Annotated in this window: 20 protein-coding genes and 1 tRNA gene; 10 read left to right on the top strand and 11 right to left on the bottom strand. The window is 71.5% G+C overall.

Going from position 1 to position 22,935, the window contains the following annotated elements:
• Positions 1-343 precede the first annotated feature (343 nt).
• A complete protein-coding gene (locus ASG28_RS02680; RefSeq protein ID WP_055971753.1) occupies positions 344-1,882 on the top strand; it encodes an amino acid permease in 1,539 nt (512 codons plus the stop codon).
• Positions 1,883-2,331: 449 nt separating this feature from the next.
• On the opposite strand, the gene ASG28_RS02675 is transcribed toward ASG28_RS02680, so the two are convergent.
• Positions 2,332-2,404: transfer RNA gene (locus ASG28_RS02675), tRNA-Lys, on the bottom strand.
• A 96-nt stretch (positions 2,405-2,500) separates the two neighbouring features.
• Here ASG28_RS02675 and bcp point away from each other — a divergent pair.
• Complete coding sequence (gene bcp, locus ASG28_RS02670) at positions 2,501-3,013, top strand: thioredoxin-dependent thiol peroxidase (RefSeq protein ID WP_055971750.1); 513 nt, start codon at positions 2,501-2,503, stop codon at positions 3,011-3,013.
• On the opposite strand, the gene ASG28_RS02665 is transcribed toward bcp, so the two are convergent.
• A complete protein-coding gene (locus ASG28_RS02665) occupies positions 3,007-3,462 on the bottom strand; it encodes a hypothetical protein (protein WP_055971747.1) in 456 nt (151 codons plus the stop codon). The genes bcp and ASG28_RS02665 overlap by 7 nt on opposite strands.
• A gap of 168 nt (positions 3,463-3,630) precedes the next feature.
• Here ASG28_RS02665 and ASG28_RS02660 point away from each other — a divergent pair, with 168 nt between their 5' ends.
• The gene (locus tag ASG28_RS02660) at positions 3,631-3,879 is read left to right on the top strand and encodes a WhiB family transcriptional regulator (protein ID WP_043594001.1); all 249 of its coding nucleotides are present in this window, start codon (positions 3,631-3,633) and stop codon (positions 3,877-3,879) included.
• A 110-nt stretch (positions 3,880-3,989) separates the two neighbouring features.
• Here the strand turns inward: ASG28_RS02660 and ASG28_RS02655 are convergent, their stop codons facing one another.
• Positions 3,990-5,483 (bottom strand): sensor histidine kinase, encoded by a 1,494-nt coding sequence (locus tag ASG28_RS02655; protein ID WP_055971745.1) that lies wholly within the window; start codon positions 5,481-5,483, stop codon positions 3,990-3,992.
• Positions 5,484-5,646: 163 nt separating this feature from the next.
• On the opposite strand from ASG28_RS02655, the gene ASG28_RS16845 reads away from it, so the two are divergent.
• A complete protein-coding gene (locus tag ASG28_RS16845) occupies positions 5,647-6,201 on the top strand; it encodes an Rv3235 family protein (RefSeq protein WP_235477481.1) in 555 nt (184 codons plus the stop codon).
• Positions 6,202-6,276: 75 nt separating this feature from the next.
• On the opposite strand, the gene secA is transcribed toward ASG28_RS16845, so the two are convergent.
• The 6 genes from secA to mtrA all read right to left on the bottom strand — a co-directional run bounded on the left by secA (position 6,277) and on the right by mtrA (position 15,142).
• Entirely contained in the window at positions 6,277-9,123 is a 2,847-nt protein-coding gene (secA, locus tag ASG28_RS02645; protein WP_055971742.1) for a preprotein translocase subunit SecA, read from the bottom strand.
• Positions 9,124-9,324: 201 nt separating this feature from the next.
• Complete coding sequence (hpf, locus tag ASG28_RS02640; RefSeq protein ID WP_055971739.1) at positions 9,325-10,029, bottom strand: ribosome hibernation-promoting factor, HPF/YfiA family; 705 nt, start codon at positions 10,027-10,029, stop codon at positions 9,325-9,327.
• A gap of 117 nt (positions 10,030-10,146) precedes the next feature.
• Positions 10,147-10,884 (bottom strand): ComF family protein, encoded by a 738-nt coding sequence (locus ASG28_RS02635; RefSeq protein ID WP_055971736.1) that lies wholly within the window; start codon positions 10,882-10,884, stop codon positions 10,147-10,149.
• A 102-nt stretch (positions 10,885-10,986) separates the two neighbouring features.
• Positions 10,987-12,627, bottom strand: coding sequence for an LpqB family beta-propeller domain-containing protein (locus tag ASG28_RS02630; protein WP_055971734.1), 1,641 nt, complete (start codon positions 12,625-12,627; stop codon positions 10,987-10,989).
• Positions 12,628-12,679: 52 nt separating this feature from the next.
• Positions 12,680-14,452, bottom strand: coding sequence for an MtrAB system histidine kinase MtrB (gene mtrB / locus ASG28_RS02625; protein WP_235477478.1), 1,773 nt, complete (start codon positions 14,450-14,452; stop codon positions 12,680-12,682).
• Positions 14,453-14,461: 9 nt separating this feature from the next.
• Positions 14,462-15,142, bottom strand: coding sequence for an MtrAB system response regulator MtrA (gene mtrA, locus ASG28_RS02620; RefSeq protein ID WP_043594311.1), 681 nt, complete (start codon positions 15,140-15,142; stop codon positions 14,462-14,464).
• A 149-nt stretch (positions 15,143-15,291) separates the two neighbouring features.
• Here mtrA and ASG28_RS02615 point away from each other — a divergent pair, with 149 nt between their 5' ends.
• From ASG28_RS02615 to ASG28_RS02595, 5 genes are all read left to right on the top strand, one after another.
• On the top strand, positions 15,292-16,515 hold the full coding sequence (locus tag ASG28_RS02615; protein ID WP_055971729.1) for a hypothetical protein: 1,224 nt from the start codon (positions 15,292-15,294) through the stop codon (positions 16,513-16,515).
• Positions 16,512-17,150 carry a DUF4129 domain-containing protein gene (locus tag ASG28_RS02610; protein WP_055971727.1) on the top strand — a complete coding sequence of 213 codons (639 nt, stop codon included), beginning with the start codon at positions 16,512-16,514 and terminating at the stop codon, positions 17,148-17,150. The genes ASG28_RS02615 and ASG28_RS02610 overlap by 4 nt, the downstream gene beginning before the upstream one ends.
• Positions 17,147-18,331, top strand: coding sequence for a DUF4350 domain-containing protein (locus ASG28_RS02605; RefSeq protein ID WP_055971725.1), 1,185 nt, complete (start codon positions 17,147-17,149; stop codon positions 18,329-18,331). The genes ASG28_RS02610 and ASG28_RS02605 overlap by 4 nt, the downstream gene beginning before the upstream one ends.
• A gap of 70 nt (positions 18,332-18,401) precedes the next feature.
• Entirely contained in the window at positions 18,402-19,355 is a 954-nt protein-coding gene (locus ASG28_RS02600; RefSeq protein ID WP_055971723.1) for an AAA family ATPase, read from the top strand.
• 2 nt (positions 19,356-19,357) lie between these two features.
• Complete coding sequence (locus ASG28_RS02595) at positions 19,358-20,650, top strand: DUF58 domain-containing protein (RefSeq protein ID WP_055971720.1); 1,293 nt, start codon at positions 19,358-19,360, stop codon at positions 20,648-20,650.
• Between the two features lie 31 nt (positions 20,651-20,681).
• Here ASG28_RS02595 and ASG28_RS02590 read toward each other — a convergent pair whose 3' ends face one another.
• Positions 20,682-21,677 (bottom strand): stage II sporulation protein M, encoded by a 996-nt coding sequence (locus ASG28_RS02590; protein WP_055971715.1) that lies wholly within the window; start codon positions 21,675-21,677, stop codon positions 20,682-20,684.
• Positions 21,678-21,695: 18 nt separating this feature from the next.
• Between ASG28_RS02590 and ASG28_RS02585 the strand changes: the two genes are divergently transcribed.
• Complete coding sequence (locus ASG28_RS02585) at positions 21,696-22,580, top strand: RDD family protein (protein WP_082454264.1); 885 nt, start codon at positions 21,696-21,698, stop codon at positions 22,578-22,580.
• A gap of 34 nt (positions 22,581-22,614) precedes the next feature.
• On the opposite strand, the gene ASG28_RS02580 is transcribed toward ASG28_RS02585, so the two are convergent.
• Positions 22,615-22,866 carry a metal-sensitive transcriptional regulator gene (locus ASG28_RS02580; protein ID WP_233568399.1) on the bottom strand — a complete coding sequence of 84 codons (252 nt, stop codon included), beginning with the start codon at positions 22,864-22,866 and terminating at the stop codon, positions 22,615-22,617.
• Between the last annotated feature and the right edge of the window lie 69 nt (positions 22,867-22,935).

The following is a 22,935-nucleotide window of genomic DNA, read 5'->3' as shown; positions in this document are numbered from 1 at the left end:
CTGACCTCCGCCGGGTCGGTCATGGGACCGGACCCTCGCGCCACCAGACCGTACGACGACCGGAACCCGAACTGGTCGGACCATCGGTCGGCGCGTCCTGATGATGACGGGCCCGGTCTCCCGAGCCTCCACGACCGTAGCCGACATCCGTCGTTCATCCGAATTGCGAACCCGCCCGGACGGGACCCCTGGTGTACCCCGTCCCGGCGTGTCGCCCATGCCTCCGGGCATGTCGATCGTCACCCATTCGTTATGCGGATGTGAATCGGCACCGCGCCTCCTGGGGGTTCGCCCGGCTCGCGGCGGTGATGCGGACGAAACCGATAGAGGCTACGGTCGAGCGATGACGAGTCCCACGAACGGGGGCGGCGACGCCTCCACCGAGACCCACCTCCCGCAAGACTTCTCGCACGAGCAAGAGGGCTTCCAGCACGGCCTGAAGCCCCGTCAGCTGCAGATGATCGCCATCGGCGGCGCGATCGGCACGGGGCTCTTCCTCGGTGCCGGCGGCCGGCTGGCGTCGGCCGGCCCGGCGCTCGCGATCGTGTTCGCGATCTGCGGCGTCTTCGCCTTCTTCATCCTGCGCGCCCTCGGCGAGTTGGTGCTGCACCGCCCGTCGTCGGGCTCGTTCGTCTCGTACGCCCGCGAGTTCTTCGGTGAGAAGTTCGCGTACGCGGCCGGGTGGATGTACTTCCTGAACTGGGCGATGACGGCCATCGTCGACGTCACCGCGGTGGCCCTCTACCTGCACTACTGGTCGGCGTTCACGGCGGCACCCGACTGGCTGCTGGCCCTGGTCGCCCTCGCCGTGGTGCTCTCGGTCAACCTGTTGGCCGTGAAGGTCTTCGGCGAGATGGAGTTCTGGTTCGCCATCATCAAGGTCGCCGCCCTCGTGGTGTTCCTCGTGGTCGGCGTCGTGTGGCTCGCGGCGGCGTTCCCCGTGACGCACGACGGCGCGGCGGTCGACACCGGCTGGGGCCTGGTGGCGTCGTCGGGCATCCTGCCGAACGGCCTGCTGCCGGCCGTGATCGTGGTGCAGGGCGTCGTCTTCGCCTACGCGGCGATCGAGTTGGTGGGCACGGCGTCGGGTGAGACCCAGAACCCCGAGAAGGTCGTGCCGCGGGCGATCAACACGGTCATCATCCGCATCGCGGTGTTCTACGTCGGGTCGCTGGTGCTGCTGTCGCTGCTGCTGCCCTACACGGCGTACAAGGCCGGCGAGAGCCCGTTCGTCACGTTCTTCAGCAGCATCGGCAGCCCCGAGGTGGGCGACATCGCGGGGTCGATCATGAACTTCGTGGTCGTCACGGCGGCGCTGTCGAGCCTCAACGCCGGGCTCTACTCGACCGGTCGGGTGCTGCACTCGATGGGCATGAACGGGTCGGCTCCGAAGTTCACGACGAAGATGTCGAAGGGCGGGGTGCCGTTCGGCGGCATCCTGCTGACCGCGAGCATCACCCTGTTGGGCGTGGTGCTGAACGCGATCGTCGGGGCGAACACGGCGTTCGAGATCGTGTTGAACATCGCGTCGCTGGGCATCCTGACGGCGTGGGGCACGATCATCCTCTGCCAGATGCGGCTTCGTCAGTGGGCGAAGGAGGGCAAGGCGAAGGAGCCCTCGTTCAAGTTGCCGGGTGCACCGGTGACGAGCTACCTGACGCTGGCGTTCCTGGCCGCGGTGGTCGTGCTGATGGCGATCGACTGGCCGATCGGGTCGTTCACGGTCATGTCGCTCGTCGTGATCATCCCCCTGCTGATGCTCGGTTGGCACCTGCAGCGCGACCGCATCCTGGCCGCCGCCCGCCTCCGTGAAGGCATGACCGGCCCGTACCCGGTGACCGGCCGCGACGCCGCCTCGCAGGTCCCCCGCGACGGCCAGTAGTCCCACCACCCCGGACGCAGGAGGCGCGGGCCACCCCTCGAGGTAGCCCGCGCCTCCCCCTGTCCCGCGCTGACAACCGAAGCGAAGTCACCCCGCTGCCCCCCCGTGACGAGCGAAGCGACGTCACCCCCGCACCCGCGCTGACAAGCGAAGCGACGTCACCCCCGCCTGCCCCCCGTGACGAGCGAAGCGACGTCACCCCCCGCACCCGCGCTGACAAGCGTAGCGATGTCACCCCCGCCTGCCCCCCGTGACGAGCGAAGCGACGTCACCCCCTGCACCCGTGGTGACGAGCGAAGCGACGTCACCTCCCCCGTGCAACGGCGACCTGGCGGGCCCGGCTGGCTCCCCGTGCGAGGTGGGCCGCGGTCCGCGGAGCGGACCAAACCCATACGACGAAAGAATCCCCCGGTTCTGCGAAGCAGAACACGGGGGACCCAATTCTTTCGTGCACCCCCTCGGACTTGAACCGAGAACCCACTGATTAAGAGTCAGTTGCTCTGCCAATTGAGCTAGAGGTGCGTGCTGCGATCTCTCGCAACGACGGTCAACACTAGCATGAGTTCTGACCCCTTCAGAACCACCGGCGCCGTCGTGGCGCCCGCAGATCGGAGCACCATGTCCACGAAGCTCGAGAAGGGCGCTGCCGCGCCGACGTTCACCCTCGACGACGAGAGCGGTTCGCCCGTCTCGCTCGCCGACTACGCGGGGCAGAAGGTCATCGTGTACTTCTACCCGGCGGCGTCGACGCCGGGCTGCACGACGGAGGCGTGCGACTTCCGCGACAACATCAACTCGTTGAAGTCGTCGGGTTACCAGGTGCTGGGCGTCTCGAAGGACGAGCCCGCCGCCCTGCGGAAGTTCAAGGACGAGCAGGGGCTGAATTTCCCGCTGCTCAGCGACCCCGAGCTGACGGTGCACCAGGCGTACGGCGCCTACGGCGAGAAGAACAACTACGGGCGCATCGTGACGGGCACGATCCGGTCGACGTTCGTGGTCGACGAGCAGGGCGCGGTCGAGCTGCCGCTGTACAACGTGAAGGCGACGGGGCACGTGGCGTCGCTCCGTAAGGGCGCGGTGCCGGTCCTCGGGACCGGCACCGCGCCTCCTGCGTTCGAGGGTCGTCAGTAGACGTGCGGCTCTTGGTCGCGGGCCGAGGTGGCGGCGACGACGGACGGCACGAGCAGCAGGACGACGACGACGACGGCGGGCACGAGGAGGGCGAGGCCGATGGTCGGGTTCGCGAAGACGCCTTGCAGGCTGCCGATGCCGACCGCGAACTGCAGCACCTGCCAGACGATCGCCGCGCCACGGATCCAGGCACGACCCCTCAGCGTCCCGACGACGATGGACCCGAGCCAGGCGGTCGCCAGCAGGGTGAGCACGAAGATCGCGACGGCCGAGGGGTAGGAGTCGGGGCGGGCCACGAGCAGTTCGACGAGCAGGAACACCGCCGTCGCGGCGACGAGCAGGAACTCCGCCGAGAGCAGGACGATCACGACCCAGAGCAGGGCGGGTCGACGGGTCTCGGCAGACCGACCGGTCTCGTCTCGGGGGCCGTTCGGGCCTGCTGTGGTCACGTGTGAGCCTCCGAAAAATCCTTGATTTGGCCGTACCAGTATGCGACCATATTCGAGGTCGAAGTGACGTGCACATTGCGGTGCGCGCCTCCCGCATTCTTCTCTTTCCCCATCCCGAACCAGGCGCTTCGACGTGCCTGGTTCTGCACTTTTAAGGAGTACCCATCGATGGATTGGCGCGACAAAGCCGCTTGCCTGCAGGCTGACCCGGAGCTCTTCTTCCCCGTCGGCAACACGGGTCCCGCCGTCGACCAGATCGACAAGGCCAAGGCCGTGTGCGGGCGCTGCACCGTCACCGAGACCTGCCTGCAGTACGCGCTCGAGACGTCGCAGGACTCCGGTGTCTGGGGCGGTCTGAGCGAAGACGAGCGTCGTGCGCTGAAGCGTCGCGCCGCCCGCGCCCGCCGCGCCAGTTGACCCCTCGTCGACCGCCCCCGGGCGGTCGACCTCCGGCCCTCGCGGCCGATGACGAAGCCCGGCACCTGATCGCAGGTGCCGGGCTTCGTCGCGTCCGGGGCCGCGCGGGGTCAGGGCTGGGTGAGCCAGCGGAACGGGATCTCGATGGTGACCTCGGTGCCGTTGCCGACGAGGGTGTGCCAGTCGATGGTGCCGCCGAGCTCACCCTGGATGAGCGTGCGGACGATCTGGGTGCCGAGGCCCGAGCCGACCTTGCCCTCGGGCAGCCCGACGCCGTTGTCGCGCACCTTGACCGTGAGCTCTTCGGCCCGGCGGTCGGCGACGATCTCGACCTCGCCGTCACGGCCGTCGAGACCGTGTTCGACGGCGTTCGTCACGAGTTCGGTCAGCGCGAGGGCCAGGGGCGTCGCGTACTCGCTCGGCAGGGCACCGAAGCTGCCCGTCATGGTGGGGCGGACCGTCGTGTTGTGGCTCGACGCGACCTCGGCGATGAGCATCAGCACCCGGTCGAAGACGGTGTCGAAGTCGACGTTCTGACTGAGCCCCTCGGACAGCGTGTCGTGGACGACCGCGATCGACTGCACGCGGCGCATGGCCTGGGTCAGCGCCTCGCGGGCGACGTCGGTGCGGGTGCGTCGCGCCTGGATGCGCAACAGCGAGGCGACCGTCTGCAGGTTGTTCTTGACCCGGTGGTGGATCTCGCGGATCGTGGCGTCCTTGGTGATCAGCTCGCGCTCCTGGTGACGCAGCTCGGTCACGTCGCGGCAGAGCACGATCGCCCCGACGCGCTCACCGCGATCACGCAGCGGGATCGCCCGCAACGACACCGTGACCCCCCGCGCCTCGATGTCGGTGCGCCAGGGCGCCCGACCCGTGACGACCAGCGGCAGGGACTCGTCGATCACGAGCTTGCCCGCGAGCAGCCCGGTGGTGACCTCGGCCAGCGACTCGCCCTCGAGCTCGCCGGCGAACCCCATGCGGTTGAAGGCCGACAGACCGTTGGGGCTCGCGAAGGTCACCATGCCGTCGACGTCGAGGCGGAGCAGTCCGTCGGAGGCGCGGGGTGCGCCTCGTCGCGGACCCGTCGGCGCCCCGAGGTCAGGGAAGTCGCCGGCGGCGATCATGGCGAAGAGGTCGTTGGAGCACTGGTTGAAGGTCAGCTCTTGGCGGCTGGGGGTGCGGGCCTCGCTGAGGTTGGTGTGCCGGGTGATGATCGCGATCGGTGCGTCGGTGACGTCGGGTCGGCTGGCCCCGAGGCGACGGAGCACGGGCACGGCCCGGACGCGCGTGGGCGTCTCTTCGTACCAGTCGGGTGCGGCCGAGTCGACGATGCGGGTCGTCGTGAACGCCTGCTCGATCTGTCCGCGCCACTCGGGGCGCACCTCTTGTCCGACGAAGTCTCGGTAGAACAGCGTGGCCGAGCTCGAGGGCCGCGCGTGGGCGACGGCGACGAAGCTGCCGGCCTGCGTGGGCACCCAGAGGACGATGTCGGCGAACGCGAGGTCGGCGAGCAGCTGCCAGTCCCCCACCAGCAGGTGCAGCCACTCGACGTCCACCTCGCTCGAGAGGCCCTGGGCGAGAACGAGATCACTGAGCGTCGACACCCGCTCAGTCTAGGTCGACGACCCGTCCGGAGACGTCGGTCGCCTCCGAACGGGACCGCGCGCCCGCGAATTCTCCACAGACCGTCGAGTCGGTCTGGTTTTGCCATTCCACATGTCATATCTTCTAGTCATGCCCGGACGCACGTGAACAGGAAGACTGCCCATGCCCTCGAACACCCACGCCCTCGCCCTCGCCGAGCCCCTCGGGCCCACGGCCCCACCTCGGCCGCACCTGAGACCCGTCCCGCCCCTCGGCGACCCGGGCCCGGCCGTGCCGACCGCCCCGGTGTCGGCCCCCACACCCGGCGGTCGACCGTCCGGTGCCAGGCCCCACGTCCGGCCCGTCCCACCGGTCGGCGCCCCGTCCGAGTCACCCTTCCCGGACGATCCGGACCTGCTCGTCGAGAACCTGGTGCGCTGCGTCGTCGAGATCCTGGCCGGGGCACGCGAACTCGACCAGGTCTCCCGGTGGGTCACCGAAGACGTCTACCGCACCCTCCACAAGCGCGTCGTCCTGGCGGCCCGGGCCCGGTCGGCCCACGGCACCCGTACGCAGCGTCCGGTGTTCACGATCGGCAGCATCCGGTCGAGCTCGCCCGCCGCCGGGGTCATCGAATCGGTCGTCGTCCTGCACGGGCGCGGTCGCAGTCGAGCGGTCGCCGTCCGGCTCGAGACCTACGACAGCCGGTGGCGAGCGGCGGCCGTGCACGTGCTCTGACGGTCTACCGAGACACCCACGACGGACGACGCGCCCCCGAGCAGGGCTCGGGGGCGCGTCGATCGGACAAGGCGATCAGCGGGTCTTCTTGCCGGACGCCCGACGCTCGGCCCGGTTGACCGGAGCCTCGCCGCCACCGGTCTTCTGACCGAAGGCGCCGACCTTGCCGTCGTCCGCCTGACGGGCCGCCGGGCCACCGGCGGCCCGTGCCGCGGCGATCTCGGGCGACTCGGAGCGCTCGGCCTCGTCCTGCGCCTTCTGTGCCTTGGCGGTCGCACCCTTCTCGAGCTGACCGCGCTGGTTGCGCACCTCGACCTCGCCGTCGATGTTGGGAGCCGAGTAGGCCAGCTGCGCCTGCGGCTGCTTCTCGGCCTCGAGCCCCTTGGCCGCGATGACCGGCGCCTCGGCCGCACCGACCTGGCCCTGCACCTCGACCTCGAGGTTGAACAGGAAGCCCACGGTCTCTTCGCGGATCTGACCCATCATGCTCTGGAACAGCGCGTAGCCCTCGCGCTGGTACTCGACGAGCGGATCGCGCTGGGCCATGGCCCGGAGACCGATGCCGTCCTTCAGGTAGTCCATCTCGTAGAGGTGGTCGCGCCACCGACGGTCGATGACCGACAGCACGACCCGACGCTCGAGCTCGCGCATCGCGGGCTCTCCGAGGGTCTCGGTGCGCGCCTCGTAGGCGACCTTGGCGTCGGAGAGGATCTCTTGCCCGAGGAACGCCCGGGTCGCCTTGCCCTTCGAGCCGGCCTCGGTGATGACCTCGTCGATGGTGATCGAGATCGGGTACAGGGTGCCGAGTTCGGTCCAGAGGGCGTCGAGGTCCCAGTCGTCGGGGCTGCCGTCACCCGTGTGCTGGTCGATGACCTCGTTGACGACGTCCTCGAGGAACTTCTGGCTGCGGTCCTTGAGGTCGTCGCCCTCGAGGATGTGACGGCGGTCACCGTAGATGGCCTCGCGCTGACGGTTGAGGACGTCGTCGTACTTGAGGACGTTCTTGCGGATCTCGGCGTTGCGCGACTCCACCTGAGACTGCGCCGAGCGGATGGCTCGCCCGACGATCTTGTTCTCGATCGCGAGGTCGTCCGGCACGTTGCCGCGACCCATGAGCGACTCGGCGGCGCCCGAGTTGAACAGGCGCATCAGGTCGTCGGTCAACGACAGGTAGAACCGGCTCTCACCGGGGTCACCCTGACGACCCGAGCGACCGCGCAGCTGGTTGTCGATGCGACGGGACTCGTGGCGTTCGGTGCCGAGGACGTACAACCCGCCCGCCTCGATGACCTTGTCTGCCTCTTCTTGCACGGCGGCCTTCTGGGCGGCGAAGACGTCGTCCCACGCGGACTCGTACTCGTCGGGGGTGTCCACCGGGCTGAGCCCCTTGGCGTTCATCTCGGCGACGGCGAGGAACTCGGCGTTGCCGCCGAGCATGATGTCGGTCCCGCGACCGGCCATGTTGGTGGCGACGGTGACGGCGCCGGCGCGACCGGCCTGGGCCACGATGGCGGCCTCTCGGGCGTGGTTCTTGGCGTTGAGCACCTCGTGCTTGACGCCCTTCTTGGCGAGCAGTCGGGAGAGGTACTCGCTCTTCTCGACGCTGGTCGTGCCGACCAGCACGGGCTGGCCCTTCTCGTGCCGTTCGACGATGTCTTCGACGACCTGGTCGAATTTGCTCGTCTCGTTCTTGTAGACCAGGTCGGTCTGGTCGATGCGCTGCATCGGCCGGTTGGTCGGGATGGGCACGACGCCGAGCTTGTAGGTGCTCATGAACTCGGCGGCCTCGGTCTCGGCCGTACCGGTCATGCCGGAGAGCTTCTTGTAGAGGCGGAAGTAGTTCTGCAGCGTGACCGTCGCGAGGGTCTGGTTCTCGGCCTTGACCGACACGCCCTCTTTCGCCTCGATGGCCTGGTGGATGCCCTCGTTGTACCGGCGCCCGCTGAGGATGCGACCGGTGTGCTCGTCGACGATCAGCACCTCGCCGTTGATGACGACGTAGTCCTTGTCACGCTTGAACAGCGCGTCGGCCTTGATCGCGTTGTTGAGGAACGAGATGAGCGGGGTGTTCGCCGACTCGTAGAGGTTGTCGATGCCGAGGTAGTCCTCGACCTTCTCGATGCCGGGCTCGAGAACACCCACGGTGCGCTTCTTCTCGTCGACCTCGTAGTCGGTGCCCGCGACGAGTCGCCGGGCGATGGTGGCGAACTCGGTGAACCAGCGGTTGGCCTCGCCCGACGACGGGCCCGAGATGATGAGGGGCGTGCGGGCCTCGTCGATGAGGATCGAGTCGACCTCGTCGACGATCGCGAAGAAGTGGCCCCGCTGCACCATGTCCTGCGCCTGCCAGGCCATGTTGTCGCGGAGGTAGTCGAAGCCGAACTCGTTGTTGGTGCCGTAGGTGATGTCGGCGGCGTACATCTCGCGACGCTCGGCCGGGGTCTGACCGGACAGGATGCAGCCGGTCGTCATGCCGAGCGCCCGGAACACGCGCCCCATCAGCTCGGACTGGTAGCTCGCGAGGAAGTCGTTGACCGTGATGACGTGCACGCCGCGCGAGGCGATGGCGTTCAGGTACGCCGCCGTGGTGGCGACGAGGGTCTTGCCCTCGCCGGTCTTCATCTCGGCGATGTTGCCGAGGTGCAACGCCGCGCCGCCCATGAGCTGCACGTCGAAGTGGCGCAGCCCCAGGGTGCGCTTCGACGCCTCACGGACGGCGGCGAAGGCCTCGGGCAGCAGGTCGTCGAGCGATTCGCCCGAGGCGTAGCGCTCGCGCAGCTCGACGGTCTCGTTGCGCAGCTCGTCGTCGGTGAGGGTCGTGAAGTCGTCCTCGAGCTCGTTGACCGCCTTGGCGTAGGCCTTCAGCTTGCGCAGCGTGCGGCCCTCGCCGACGCGGAGGACCTTCTCGAGGACGTTGGCCACTGGTGTGCTCCCATGTGTTCGGTCGAACCCGCGGAACGCTCCGCGGTCTCGCTGAGGTGATCCGCATCGGAGCACCGAGGTGTCGACGGTCCGTCCTGGACCGGCCCACGATCTTAGCAAGCGTAGTGGCCGACCCCCTGGGAGGCGGCAGGGACGTGCCCGCGCCTCCCGGGGTGTCGGCCACCCGGCGGGATCAGGAGGTCAGCTCACCAGGCCTGCCCGCAGCGCCGTGGCGGTCTCTTGCAGGTCGGGCGAGTCCTGGTCGAGGCCGATCACGCCGTAGTCCCAGCCCTTGCGCCGGTACACGACGCTCGGACGCTCGGTCTCGGCGTCGATGAAGAGGTAGAAGTCGTGACCGACGAGCTCCATGTAGTAGAGCGCGTCGTCGACGGACATGGGCGTCGACGCGAAGACCTTCTCGCGGATGACCACGGGGCAGTAGTCCTCTTCGACCTCGTCGGCGGGGGCCTCGTCGCCCACCACCGTCACGGCACCGGTACGGACCTGGTCGAGCGTCTCGGCCGCGGCGGGTGTGACGCCGACACCGCTGAAGTCGGCCGTGGCCGCCTCGCGCAGCGACGTCGGTCGGTGTTGCCCGCGATGGATCTTCTGCCGGTCCTTCGCCCGGCGCACCCGTTCGAGGAGGCGACCGATCGCGAGATCGAACGCCGCGTACTTGTCGGCGGCCGTGGACTCGGCCCGCACGAGGGGGCCGGGGCCGATCAGGGTGATCTCGACCCGGTCGTCGCCCGCCTGCCCGCCGGACTTCTCGTGGTGCCGCGACACCTTGACCTCGAGGGCGAGGGCCTTCGTGGCCAGCGCGGCGACCTTGTCTGCCTTCTCGGTGGCGTACTCGCGGAAACGATCGGTGATGCCGACGTTTCGACCCGTGACGGAAATTTCCATGACGACCTCCTGTGGCTATCGACGTGCCGCCTGTCAGCCAGGCGGATGTCCTTTCACGCCTTTCGCCCCACCGTAGCGACCCGGACACCCCCGTGTCACGCACCGTTCACCGTTCGCTCAGGCGCGGTCGGCGCCCGACCGCAACGGGGTGGCGGCGAGACAGGCCGCACCGACCACGACCGCGCCCCGGGCGGTCAGTGCACGCCGCGCCTCCTGCAGGGTGCCACCGGTCGTCACGACGTCGTCGACCAGCACGACCCGCGACCCCGCGAGGTCGCGGGTGGCACGCAGACTGCCCTCGCGTCCCCTCAGACGCTGCTGCCGGTCGCGGCCCTTCTGGCCGCTGCCGGCCCGCGCCGTCGGCACGAGCAGGCGCGTGCCGACCACGAGCCCGAGCCGGCGCAGCACCAGGTCGACCGGGTCGTAGCCCCGCCGACGCCGCCCCCGTCGCGACGGCGGCACCGGCACGACGAGCAGCGACCGATCGCCCGTGCCCCCGTCCACGGCGGACGCCCCCTCGTGCGATCCGTGACGGGCGCAGGACTCGAGGGCGGCGGCGAGGGCCGGGGCCAGCACCTCGGCCAGGCGCACCCGGCCGCCGTTCTTGAAGGCCAGCACGACACCCCGCGCCTCGAAGGCGTAGACGAGTCCGGCGAAGACCGGGAGCCCGTCGGGCAGGTCGACCCGGACGACCTCGGGGACGAGCCGACGCCGGCAGTCGTCGCACAGGCCGACGTCGGGCCCGCGGCATCCCGCGCACGAGACGGGTGACACGACGGACAGCGCCTCGCGGCCGGCCCTCGCGAGGGCGTCCCGTGCGAGGACGACCGAACGGGGACGAGAGGGCCGGGGCATCCCGACAGCGTGGACTCCCCCGGACACGCGCACCGCGCCTCCGTCGTCCGAGGGGGACGGTCAGCCCGCCGCCCGCCCTGGGGAGGAGGCGACCCCGGGGCGTCAGCGCTGCGTCGCCACCAGGTCGGCCGTCAGCCCCGTGGCCTGCCAACTGCTGCCCCGGGGTTCGAGCACGTCGCCGTCGGCACCCAGCAGCAGCAGGCGGTCGAAGCCGTTGCCGCCGACGATCGCGACCGCCTCGCCCGACGGGCGGCCGGCGCTCGACGAGTCCCCGCCGACCTCGGACGTCGTCACCCGGGACGACTCGCCCACGGAGGTCAGGACGGCGACGGTCAGTTGATCGGCCCAGGTCGCGTCGACGGGTGCGCCGTCCGGAGCCGACAACTCGAGGGGCTGACCCAGCCGGAGCGGGACCCCGTCGGCGTCCCGCACGACGGCGGCCACGAGGAGGCGCGACTCGCCCTGGTCGTCGAGCAACAGCAACGCGCGGGTGCCGTCCCGCGAGATGCGGAACGTCGTGATGCTCGGACCCGCCGGCAGCGACGTCACCACCGTGTGGGGCGTGCCGTCGAGCGCGTACGCCGTGAGGCTCGACGGGTCGTCGGCGACGACCGACCAGACGAAGCCCGCGTCGTCGAGCGAGGGGGCGACGAGTCCGGTCCGGGCGTCGACCAGCCGGGCTCCCCCCGAGGCCGTGACGGCGTACGTGCCCGACGAGGTGCCGACGGCGGCGCTCGTCTGGTCCGCCGACAACTCGACCGACCGGGGCCGGAGGGTCTCGACCGCGTCCGAGAGCCCCGGGAGCTGGCTCGTGGCGCTCGTGGTGGCGAATCCGAGCACGCCCTCGGTCAGCACGAGGGGCCGGGCGTCGACCGCGGGGTCACGCACCGGCACGGGCTGCTGCATGGCCGGCACGGACAGAGGGGCGCCCTCGACGCTCAGCTCGACGGCGGTCACGGTCGCGAGGGTCGAGAAGCTCGCCAGCAGCTGGGCCTGCATCCGGGCCCGGGCGTCGGGCGTCGCCTCGAGGGCGTCGGCGGTGAGGTCGACGCGGGCCGTCCCGTCGTCCACGGTGATGGCCGTCAGCGACAGCTGGGTCCCCTCGGGGAAGGCCGAGACGACGGCGCCCTGCAGCCAGTCCGACGGCCCGTCGAGCAGCGCCGTCGCGAGGCGCGTGCTCGTCGACGACCGCGCGAGGAACCAGCGTTCGTCCGGCACGAGATAGGTGAACGTGGGGTCGTAGAAGTAGGCGGCGTGCGACCGGAAGACCGAGTCGAAGGTGGCCGGCGACAGGATGATGCCGTCGGGGGCGTCGCTGATCCGCCACTCGCCGCCCTCGCGGACGAACGAGAACGCCAGCGACGTCGTCGTGGACGACGTGGCCGGGGTGTAGTGCCCCGCCGAGTCGACCGTCGCCGAGCCCACGAAGGCGTAGTCGAGCGTCGACCCGCCGACCCTCGAGGTCGAGCCGACCCCGGGGCGGATGGTGACGCTGGCCCGCGGCTCCCACTCGTCGGCGAAACCGGCGCTGAGGAACTGACGCGCCACCCCGTAGTTGTCCTGGGACCCGGTGCCCGCCGAGAGGAAGTCCCGCAGCAGCCTTTCTTGCGAGCTGCCGGCGATCGGACCGTTGGGCCGGAACACGAAGTCGCTCACCACGTCGTCGCTCACGGTGTCGCCCCGCTGCACCTGACCGCCGTCGGGGATGCCCACGCACCCGGTCAGGGCGATCGCGGCGGTCACGAGGGCCGCCAGGACCGCTGACCGGCGGCCCCACGGGCCGTTCCGTCGCCGATCAGTCATCGTCAGCTCCCCACCCGGACGACGACGGGGTCGACACGCCCGGCGCCTCGACGGCCGGGACCGAACCCGACCACGGTTCGCCCGTCACCGGGACGGTCGTCTCGCCCCGACGGTCCGGCGGCACGACCGGCAGGGGCGATCCCTCGATGCGACCGCCGGCCACCCGGGGCAGCGTGACGACGAACCGGCTGCCCGAGCCCGGCTCGGACCAGACCTCGAGCCGACCGCCGTGCAGGGCCGCGTCCTCGAGGCTGATCGCCAGGCCCAGCCCGGTGCCCCCGATGGTGCGCTTGCGGGAGGGGTCGGCCCGCCAGAACCGGTCGAACACCCGCGCGGCGTCGGCAGGGCTCATGCCCACTCCGTTGTCGCGCACGGCCACCGCGACGGCGGTCGCGTCGCTGTCGACCTCGACCTCGATCGGCCGCCCCTCGCCGTGCTCGATGGCGTTGCCCAGCAGGTTCCGAAGGATGCGGCGCAGCCGTCGCGGATCGATCTCGGCCTCGAAGTACCCGCCCCGGGCGACGACCGACACGACGCTGCCGGATTCGGCGGCGAGGGGACCGAACTCGTCGACGCCGTCCTCGACGAGACGCACGACCGTGACGGGCTCGGTCTCGAGTTCGACGGCACCCGCGTCGAACCGCGAGATCTCGAGCAGGTCGGCGAGCAACAGCTCGAACCGGTCGACCTGGGTGTGCAGCAGCTCGGCCGTGCGCGCGGCCGAGGGAGTGAACGAGGTGCGTTGGTCGTAGAGGACGTCGCCGGCCAGCCGGATCGTGGTCAACGGCGTGCGCAGTTCGTGCGAGACGTCACTCACGAAGCGTTGTTGGACGCGAGAGAGTTCGGCCAGTTGCGAGATCTGGCGCTGCATGGCGTCGGCCATCCCGTTGAACGATCGCCCGAGCGTGGCGACGACGTCCTGCCCTTTCTCGGGGATCCGTTCTTCCAGGTGGCCGGCCGCAATCTTCTGGCTGGTCTCGGCCGCCGTGCGGATGGGCCCCACGACGAGCCGGACGACGAGATAGGTGATGGCGCCGATCAACAGCACGAGCGCGAGCGACCCGATGCCGAGCGTCCGCTGCATGAGGTCGAGCGTGGCCTGTGCGTCGCCGAGGTCGTAGACGAGGTAGAGCTCGTACTGGCCCGCGGTGGGCACCTGCAGCGTCGAGCCGACCGCGATGCCGGGCGAACCGCCGCCCAGCGTCGTCGGGGGCAGCGACACCGACTGCATCGAGAGGCGTCCGTCGTCCGCCGCCACCGCCTCGCGGAGGGCCGGCGAGATCACGGAGTCCGGGAAGTCGGGGCTGGCGATGTTCTGGATGGTCTGCGGACTGTTCTGCCCCGGGGTCCGGAGGATGGCGATGCTCGTCCCGCCCGGGCTCGAGGTCGAGCCCAGGATGGCGGTCTGGGCCTCGTTCTGCAGGGCGTCGAGCTCGACCTGGTTGGCGTCCTCGGTGGCGGTGGCCGAGTCGAAGATGTTCTGCGCCAGCAGCGTCGCCCGCACGCTCTCGGCCTCGACCTGCTCACGGCGTTGGTCGTAGAGGCTCGTGCCGATGGTCACCGAGATGAGCGTGCCGATCACGGTCACGGCGACGGTCGACAGCACCACCGTGAGCGCGACGGTGCGGAACGACAACGACGATCGCCAGAAGCCGACCACCCGGGTCGGCCACGTGCGCCACGCCGGTGCCCGCCACGACCACGGACCGCCCGACCGGGCGGGCCCGCCCTGGTCGGGCCCCGCGACCGTCGACACGAGCGCCACCCGACCGGGCTACGAACCCGCGCCGGCGCGGTACCCGACGCCGCGCACGGTCGTGACGATGCGGGGCGCGTCGGGATCGTGCTCCACCTTCGCGCGCAGCCGCTGCACGTGGACGTTCACCAGACGGGTGTCGGCTTTGTAGTGGTAGCCCCAGACCTGCTCGAGCAGCATCTCGCGGGTGAAGACCTGCTGCGGCTTCGAGGCGAGCGCGAGCAGCAGCTCGAACTCGAGCGGGGTCAGGGCGATCGGCGTGTCACCGCGTCGCACCTCGTGTGCCGCGACGTCGAGGCGCAGGTCGCCCACCGTGAGCACGTCGTTGGTCGGCTCGGTGGCCGGGCGCAGCCGGGTGCGGATGCGCGCGACGAGCTCTTTCGGGTTGAACGGCTTGACGACGTAGTCGTCGGCCCCGCTCTCGAGACCGCGGACCACGTCGGCCGTGTCGCCCTTCGCGGTCAGCATGATGATCGGCACGCCGCTCTCGGCACGGATGAGGCGGCAGACCTCGATGCCGTCGAGGCCGGGCAGCATCAGGTCGAGCAGGACGAGGTCGGGTGAGGCCTCGTGGAACGCCTCGAGGGCGCCCGCGCCGTCGCCGCAGAAGTGGGGGTCGAACTCGTCGGCGCGAAGGACGATGCCGATCATCTCGGCGAGCGCCGGGTCGTCGTCGACCACGAGGATGCGCGGGTTCATGTTCTCCGTCTGGGCTGGGCCGCTCGGGAGGCGGCACGTCAGGACAGATTAGTGCAGGAGGCGCGCATCGGCTGGCAGCGCCCGGTCCGGTGTGGAAACATGAACACACTCGTGAGGACGACCTCACGGTCAGGACGACCAGGGGGACCATGACCGATCCGAACGCCTGGAGCACACCGGGAGGCGACACGTCCCCGCCGCGCTGGGGCGAGCGCGTCGACCCGTCGTCCGCCGGCCCCGTCCCCGCCGGGCCCTCACCCGTCCCCGGGGCGTCCCCGGGCGGGTCCACCCCGCCGCCCGCCCCCGGCTGGGCCCCGCCGCCGAAACCGGGTCTCGTGCCGCTGCGCCCCCTGACCTTCGGCGAGATCCTGGGTGCCTCGTTCCAGGTGTTCCGCCGCAACCCGCGCACCACGTTCGGCACGGCCCTGCTGTCGCAGGTCTTCCTGCTGGTGGTGACCGTGGCGATCACCGGCGGCAGCGCCTTCCTCGCTTTCGGACGGGTCGAACAGGCCCTCCCCCGCGACCGTGACGCGGTGCTGGCCGGCGCCGTCGCCATCGTGGCCGCGTCGGCCCTCGTGCCGATCGCCCTGCAGGTGATCGTCACGGCCCTGCTCCAAGGGCTCTTCGTGCTCGAGACGGCTCGTCAGACGCTCGGAGAGAAACTGCGACTCGGCGGCCTCTGGGCGCTGGCCAAGGGCCGCCTGGGCACGCTCGTCGGCTGGTCCGCCCTGCTCACCGCCGCCTACGTCGTGGCGCTGGCACTCGTGGCCGGCGTCGTCGTCGTGGGCGTGGCCGTCGGTTCGGGACCGAGCATCGCCGTCGGCGTCGGGGTCGGGGTCCTGCTCGGGCTGGGCCTCCTCGTGCTCGGCGTGTGGCTGACCGTCAAGACCTGCCTCGTGCCGAGCGCGATCGTGCTCGAGCGGATGACCCTCGGCGCGGCGGTGAGGCGCTCGTGGTCGTTGACCCGCGCCTCCTTCTGGCGGACCTTCGGCGTGATCGCGCTGGTGTTCCTCATGATCCAGGTCGCCTCGCAGGTCGTCGCGACGCCCTTCTCGGTGCTGTTCAGCGTCCTGACCAGCACGCTCGCCCCCACGGGCGACGTGACCGACCCGACCTTCCTCGCCCTGACGGCGGGCACCTACGCCGTGACCCTGGGCATCACGGCGGTCATCGGCGCCATCGGCTCCGTGCTGCAGGCGGCGTCGGCCGGCCTCGTCTACGTCGACCGGCGCATCCGCACCGAGGGGCTCGACCTCGAACTCGTCCGCTACGTCGAGCGCGGTGGGCGGTCGGCCGAGGGGCAACCCGACCCGTACCGCACGCCCGAGGCCCCGCTCGCCCCGACGACTCACCCGGGAGCACCCCGCTGGTGAGTCCCCTTCCCTTCGCCGCCGGGCCCCCGCTGACTCCCGACGCCGACGACGCCCGGCGCGAGGTCCTGCGCGAGCTCACCGGGCCCGAGTACGTGGCGGCGCAGCCGTCCTGGCTCGACCGTGCGGCGCAGGCGTTCTGGGACTGGCTCGGTTCGATCCGGTTCGGGGGGACGGAAGGGGCGCCGGCGGTCGCGGCGATCGTGCTGCTCGCGGTCGTCGTGGTGGTCGTCGTGGTCGTGCTGCTCGTCTACGGGGTGCCGCGGCTCAACCGCCGGTCCGCCCGCGACCTCGTCCTCTTCGGCGACGACGACGTCCGCGACAGCGACACGATGCGTGCCGCGGCCCGGGAGGCCGCCTTCCGGGGCGACCTGACCCTCGCCGTCGCCGAGGCCTTCCGGGCGATAGCCCGCTCGCTGGCCGAGCGGGGCGACGTCGCGGTCTCCCCCGGCACCACCGCACGCGACGTGGCCCGCCGGGCGGGCGACGTCTTCCCCGACCTCCGGGCCGGTTTCGCCGACGCCGCCACGGCCTTCGACGGCGTCCGCTACCTCGACCGCCCCGGCACCGACGAGGCCTACCGGGCCGTCGTCGAGCTCGACCGGCGTGTGACGTCGTCCCGGCGGGTGGACGCGTGACCGTCACCGCACCCTCCGCCGAGACCGGCACCGTCTCGACCCCCACCGTCACGGCGTCGCTCCGCCGCGCCCGGTTCTGGGTCGCACTCGCCCTCGTCCTGGCGCTCGGCGTCGCGGCGACGCTCCTCGTCGGCTCGGGCTCGGGCGAGGGGCGCGCCCTCGGCCCCGCGAACGCCGCCCCCGGTGGGGCGAAGGCGCTCGTCGAGGTACTCGGCCGGCAGGGCGTCGACGTGACCGTGACGACCACCCTCGACGACACCCTCGACCGGCTCGGGTCCGGCGACGGCACGCTCCTCGTCGACGACGCCTCCGGGTTCCTGGTCGGCGACCAGTGGCGGCGCCTCGCGACGGCGACCTCGCACCTCGTGCTCCTCTCCCCCGGGTCCGCCGCACTCGACAGCGTGGCCCCGGGCGTCTCGACGGCCGCCCCGGTCGAGGACGGCACGGCCGCGCCCGCCTGCACGTCGCCGGCCCTCGAGCAGGCGTCCCGGGTCGACGTCACGGGTGTCGCCTACGCCGTCGACGCCCCGGGTGCCGTCCGTTGCCTCCCGTCCGACGACGGTTACGGTCTCGTCGAGCTCGACGACGGCGACGCGAGGGTGTCCGTCCTGGGTGCCACGGGCGCCCTGACCAACGGCGCGATCGCGACGGACGACGACGCGGCCTTCGCGCTCGCCCTGCTCGGCGGGTCCTCCGAGCTGACCTGGTACCTGCCCTCGGCCGGCGACCTGCCCGAGGGCCAGGGCACGCTCGCCACCCTCACGCCCCCGTGGGTGACACCGTCGCTGGTGGTGCTCCTCCTGGCCGGAGTGGCCGCCATGGTGTGGCGGGGTCGACGCCTCGGCGCCCTCGTCGTCGAGCGACTGCCGGTGACCGTCAAGGCGTCCGAGACCACCGAGGGTCGCGCCCGGCTGTACGAACGGTCCGGGCAGCGCCGCCACGCCCTCGACCAGCTCCGCATCGGCACGTTCGGGCGACTCGCACGAACGACGGGCCTGTCGTCCACCGCCTCGGTCGACGAGGTCGTCGCCCAGGTGGCCGCACTCACCTCGGCGGACCCCCGGGGCCTCCGGCACGTGCTCGTGGACGCCGACCCGGCCGACGACCGCGAACTCGTCTCGCTGAGCGACAGCCTGCTCGACCTCGAGCGCGCGGTGCGACGGGCGGTGGCTCCGTCGTGACCCGACCCGCGCCTCCTGCGCCTCGTCCGCCCGCCCCCGCACCGATCCCCACCCCGGAGGACACCACCAGATGAGCTCAGAACTGCAGCAGACCTTCGCCCGAGTCCGAACCGAGGTCGGCAAGGCCGTCGTGGCCCAGGACGGTGCCGTGACGGGCCTGATCGTCACCCTGCTGGCACAGGGGCACGCCCTGCTCGAGGGCGTCCCCGGCGTGGCCAAGACCCTGCTCGTGCGCGCCCTCAGCCACTCGCTGTCGCTCGACACCGCCCGGGTGCAGTTCACGCCTGACCTGATGCCCGGGGACATCACCGGGTCGCTCGTGTACGACGCGAAGTCGGGCGAGTTCGAGTTCCGGGCCGGCCCGGTGTTCACCAACGTGCTGCTCGCCGACGAGATCAACCGCACGCCGCCCAAGACCCAGTCCGCGCTGCTCGAGGCGATGGAGGAACGCCAGGTCTCGGTCGACGGGGTCAGCCGCGCACTGCCGACGCCGTTCCTGGTCGCGGCGACCATGAACCCCGTCGAGTACGAGGGCACCTACACGCTGCCCGAGGCCCAGCTCGACCGGTTCCTGATGAAGCTCACCCTCGACCTGCCGCCGCGCGAGGCCGAGGTCGAGGTGCTGAGCCGCCACGCCGCGGGCTTCTCGCCCCGCGACCTGCGGGCCGCCGGCGTCACCCCGGTGCTCGGCCCCGACGACCTCGCCCGCGCCCAGGCCGAGGTGGCCCGCGTCGGCGCCTCCCCCGACGTGCTCGCCTACATGGTCGACCTGGCCCGGGCCACGCGCGAGAGCCCGTCGGTGAAGATCGGCGTGAGCCCCCGCGGGTCGACGGCCCTGCTCGCCGCCTCGAAGGCGTGGGCGTGGCTGACCGGCTTCGACCACGTCACCCCCGACCACGTCCAGGCCATGGCCCTGCCCGTGCTGCGGCACCGCCTGCAGCTGCGCCCCGAGGCCGAGCTCGAGGGCGTCGACGCCGACGGCATCGTCCGCTCGGTCCTGCAGCAGGTCCGGGTGCCGCTCTAGCCATGGCCGTCACCGGTTGGTTCGTCGCGCTCGTCGCGCTCGGCGTCGTGCCCGTCGTCGTCACGGGCAGCGGATGGGCGATCGTCGGTTGGCTCGGTGTCGTCGCCGCGCTGACCGTGGTCGACGTGGTTCTCGCGGCATCGCCTCGGTCGCTCACGATCCGGCGCGAGCTGCCCGGGGCGATCCGTCTCGGGGAGAGCGCACCCGCCCGGCTGACCGTGGTGAACGACGGTCGACGCACCCTGCGCGGACTCCTGCGGGACGCCTGGCAGCCGTCGGCCGGCGCCACCCCCACCCGCCGCCGCCTCTTTCTGCGGCCGGGACGGGCCGCGACCCTCACCGTGACGCTGACCCCGTTCCGTCGGGGCGAGCGCCGCGCCGGAGGCGTCACCGTCCGGACCGTCGGCCCGCTGCGGCTCGCCGGTCGACAGGCGACGCACGAGGTGCCCGGCGCGGTGCGCGTGCTGCCGCGGTTCTCGTCGCGAAAGCACCTGCCCTCCCGTCTGGCCCGGCTACGCGAGCTCGACGGGCGCACGAGCGTGATGATCCGCGGCCAGGGCACCGAGTTCGACAGCCTGCGCGAGTACGTCCGAGGGGACGACGTCCGCTCCATCGACTGGCGGGCGACCGCACGCCGCGACGACCTCGTCGTGCGCACCTGGCGACCCGAGCGCGACCGTCGCGTGGTCGTCGTGGTCGACACGGGGCGCACGTCGGCAGCTCGCATCGACGACGAACCCCGCCTCGACACGGCTTTCGAGTCGGCCCTGCTGCTCGGGGCGTTGGCCTCGAGGGCCGGCGACCGGGTCGACGTCGTCCTCTTCGACCGTCGGGTCCGGGGACGCGTGCAGGGCGCGACCGGGCCCGCCCTGCTGTCGTCGATGGTCGAGACCATGGCTCCGGTCGAGCCCGAACTCGTCGAGACCGACTGGTCCGCCGTGCCGGCCCTCGTCCGCTCGGTCACGTCCCGTCGGGCTCTGGTCGTCCTGGCGACCACGGTCGACAGCCCCGGCTCCTCCCGGTCGCTGCTCGCGGCGATCCCCCAGCTGACCCGCCAGCACCTCGTCGTCGTGGCGTCGGTCACCGATCCGGCCCTCGACGAGACGGTTCTGCGACGCGGCACCCGCGACGAGGTCTACCGAGCGGCCTCGGCCGAGCGTGCCCGGCTCGACCAGGGCCGGGTCGCCGCCGCCCTGCGTCAGGTCGGCGCCGACGTCGTGACCGGCGCACCGGCCGACCTGCCCCCCGCCCTGGCCGACCGCTACCTCGCCCTCAAGGCGGCCGGTCGCCTCTGACGGAGGCGCGGGGCGGGGCGGCGACGCGGGATCAGTCGGCGACGAGCTGCGTCGCCCCCGCCTCGAACTCGTCGAGGTCGCCGGTCTGCCCGGCCCGGTGGGCCCGCCCGCCGAGCAGCCACTGGTAGACCAGGAAGCCGAGCAGGGCCACGGTGCCGATGCCGATCTTGATCGGCCACGGCCAGGCCTGCCGGGTGACGAACCCTTCGATGACGCCCGAGACCAGCAACGAGAGCGTCAGCCCGACGGCGATGGTCACGAGTGCGCGGCCGTCCTGTGCCAGCGCCTGCCCCCGGGTGCGGGCACCGGGTGCCACCCAGGACCAGAAGATCATCAGACCGGCCGCCCCGGCGACGAAGATGCTGTAGAGCTCGAGCTGGCCGTGCGGGGCGATGTACAGGAAGAACTGGTCCAGCCGCCCCTGGTCGGCCATGAGCCCGGCCGAGATGCCGACGTTCATGGCGTTGCTGAGGATCGCGTACGGCACCCAGACCCCGGTGATCCCGAAGGCCACGCACTGGGCCGCGATGTACGCGTTGTTCGTCCACACCTGGCCGGTGAACGAGGTCGAGGCGCTCTCGGAGTAGTAGTTCACGAAGTCCTGCTCGGCGAACTGCCGGCGGAACTCCTCGCTGCCGAACGAGGCCAGCAGCGCGGGCGTGTTCGCCGCCCAGATCGCGAACACCGCCGCGACGACGAGCGTCACGAGCGTCAGCACGATCGACAGCCAGCGCACCCGGTAGAGGGCGGCCGGCAGCTGCGCGACGAAGAAGGTGGGCAGTTGGCTGAACAGGTTGCGGCCGGCACCCGTGAAGCGCAGTCGTGCTCTCGACAGGGACATCGAGAGCCGGTCGGCCACCACCGAGTCGCCGGTCGCCGTCTTCAGCGCGGACAGCTGCCCGGCCCCGGACTGGTACAGGCGCACGAGCTCATCGGCTTCGGGCCCGCTCGGGCGACTACGTCGGGCGAGGCGGTCGAGCTCGGCCCAGTCGTGGCCGTGGGCGGCGGCGTAGGCGTCGATGTCCATTCTGCTTAGATACTAGGCATGTCCCGCACGAAGGCACGAGGCGCCTCCCCGGTGGTGCTCCGCCCCGACCAGGTCGAGGCCTTCACGGCGGGTGGGGACGAGCTCGTCACGGGCGAGGCGGTGGCTCTCGACCTCCGGCCGACGAGCTTCGTGCTGCGGGCCGCCGGCGTGCTCATCGACTACCTGGCCTACGCCGTGTTGCTCGTCGGCGCGTTGCTGCTCGTCTCGCTGCTCAACGAGGGCGGGGTGCTCGACGATGCGCTGTCGCAGGCGTTCCTCGTCGCATCGATCGGGATCTGCTTCATCGTCGTTCCGACGGTCGTCGAGACGGCGAGCCACGGGCGGTCCCTCGGCAAGCTCGCCGTGGGAGCGCGCATCGTCCGCACCGACGGAGGGGCGATCGGCCTGCGCCACGCCCTCACCCGGGCACTGGTGGGGCTGCTCGAGATCGTCCTGACCAGTGGCGGCCTGGCCGTCGTCGTCGCCCTGCTGAACGGGTCGTCCCGCCGCCTGGGCGACCTGATGGCCGGCACCTACAGTCGCAACGAGCGCGTGTCCAAGGCCGTGCACGTGGTCTACGGCGTGCCGGCGCACCTGCAGGGGTGGGCCGAGATCGCGGACGTCGGGCGCCTGCCCGACGGCCTGGCCCGTCGCATCGCGTCGTTCCTGCAGCAGGCACCGCAGCTCTCCCCCGCCAGTCGGCGACGCGTCGCCGACGAGCTGGCGGCCGAGACGACGCCGTACGTCTCGCCCGTGCCGTGGGGCGATCCCGAGTTCCTCCTGGCCGGCGTCTCGGCACTCCGTCGCCAGCGCGAGTCCGCGGCCCTGGCTCGCGAGTCCGCCCTGCTCGACCGCCTCACCCCGGCCCTGACCGAGACCGTCCCGGGCTTCCCCCGGCGCTGACGGTCGTCGGCGTGGCCGACCACGGCACGCCGGCTCACGACCGGACGAGCCTCGCGATCGCCGCCGACGCCTCGCGCACCTTGGCGTCCGCGACGTCGCCTCCCTCGCGGGCCGCCTGGGCGACGCAGTGGGCGAGGTGGTCCTCGAGCAACTGGAGCGCCACGGTCTCGAGGGCACGGGTCGCCGCACTGACCTGGGTCAGCACGTCGATGCAGTACGTGTCGTCCTCGACCATGCGCTGGATGCCCCGCACCTGGCCCTCGGCCCGGCGCAGACGCTTGACGATCTGCTCCTTGTCGCCGCTGTAGCCGACGTGCGTCGTCGTCGCGTGCTCACCCTGCTGCGCCACCCGCGC

The sequence above is a fragment of the Frigoribacterium sp. Leaf415 genome (assembly GCF_001424645.1).
Classification (GTDB): Bacteria; Actinomycetota; Actinomycetes; order Actinomycetales; family Microbacteriaceae; genus Frigoribacterium.
Note: the sequence above shows the minus strand (reverse complement) of the source record. Positions and strands in the feature narration are given on the sequence as shown.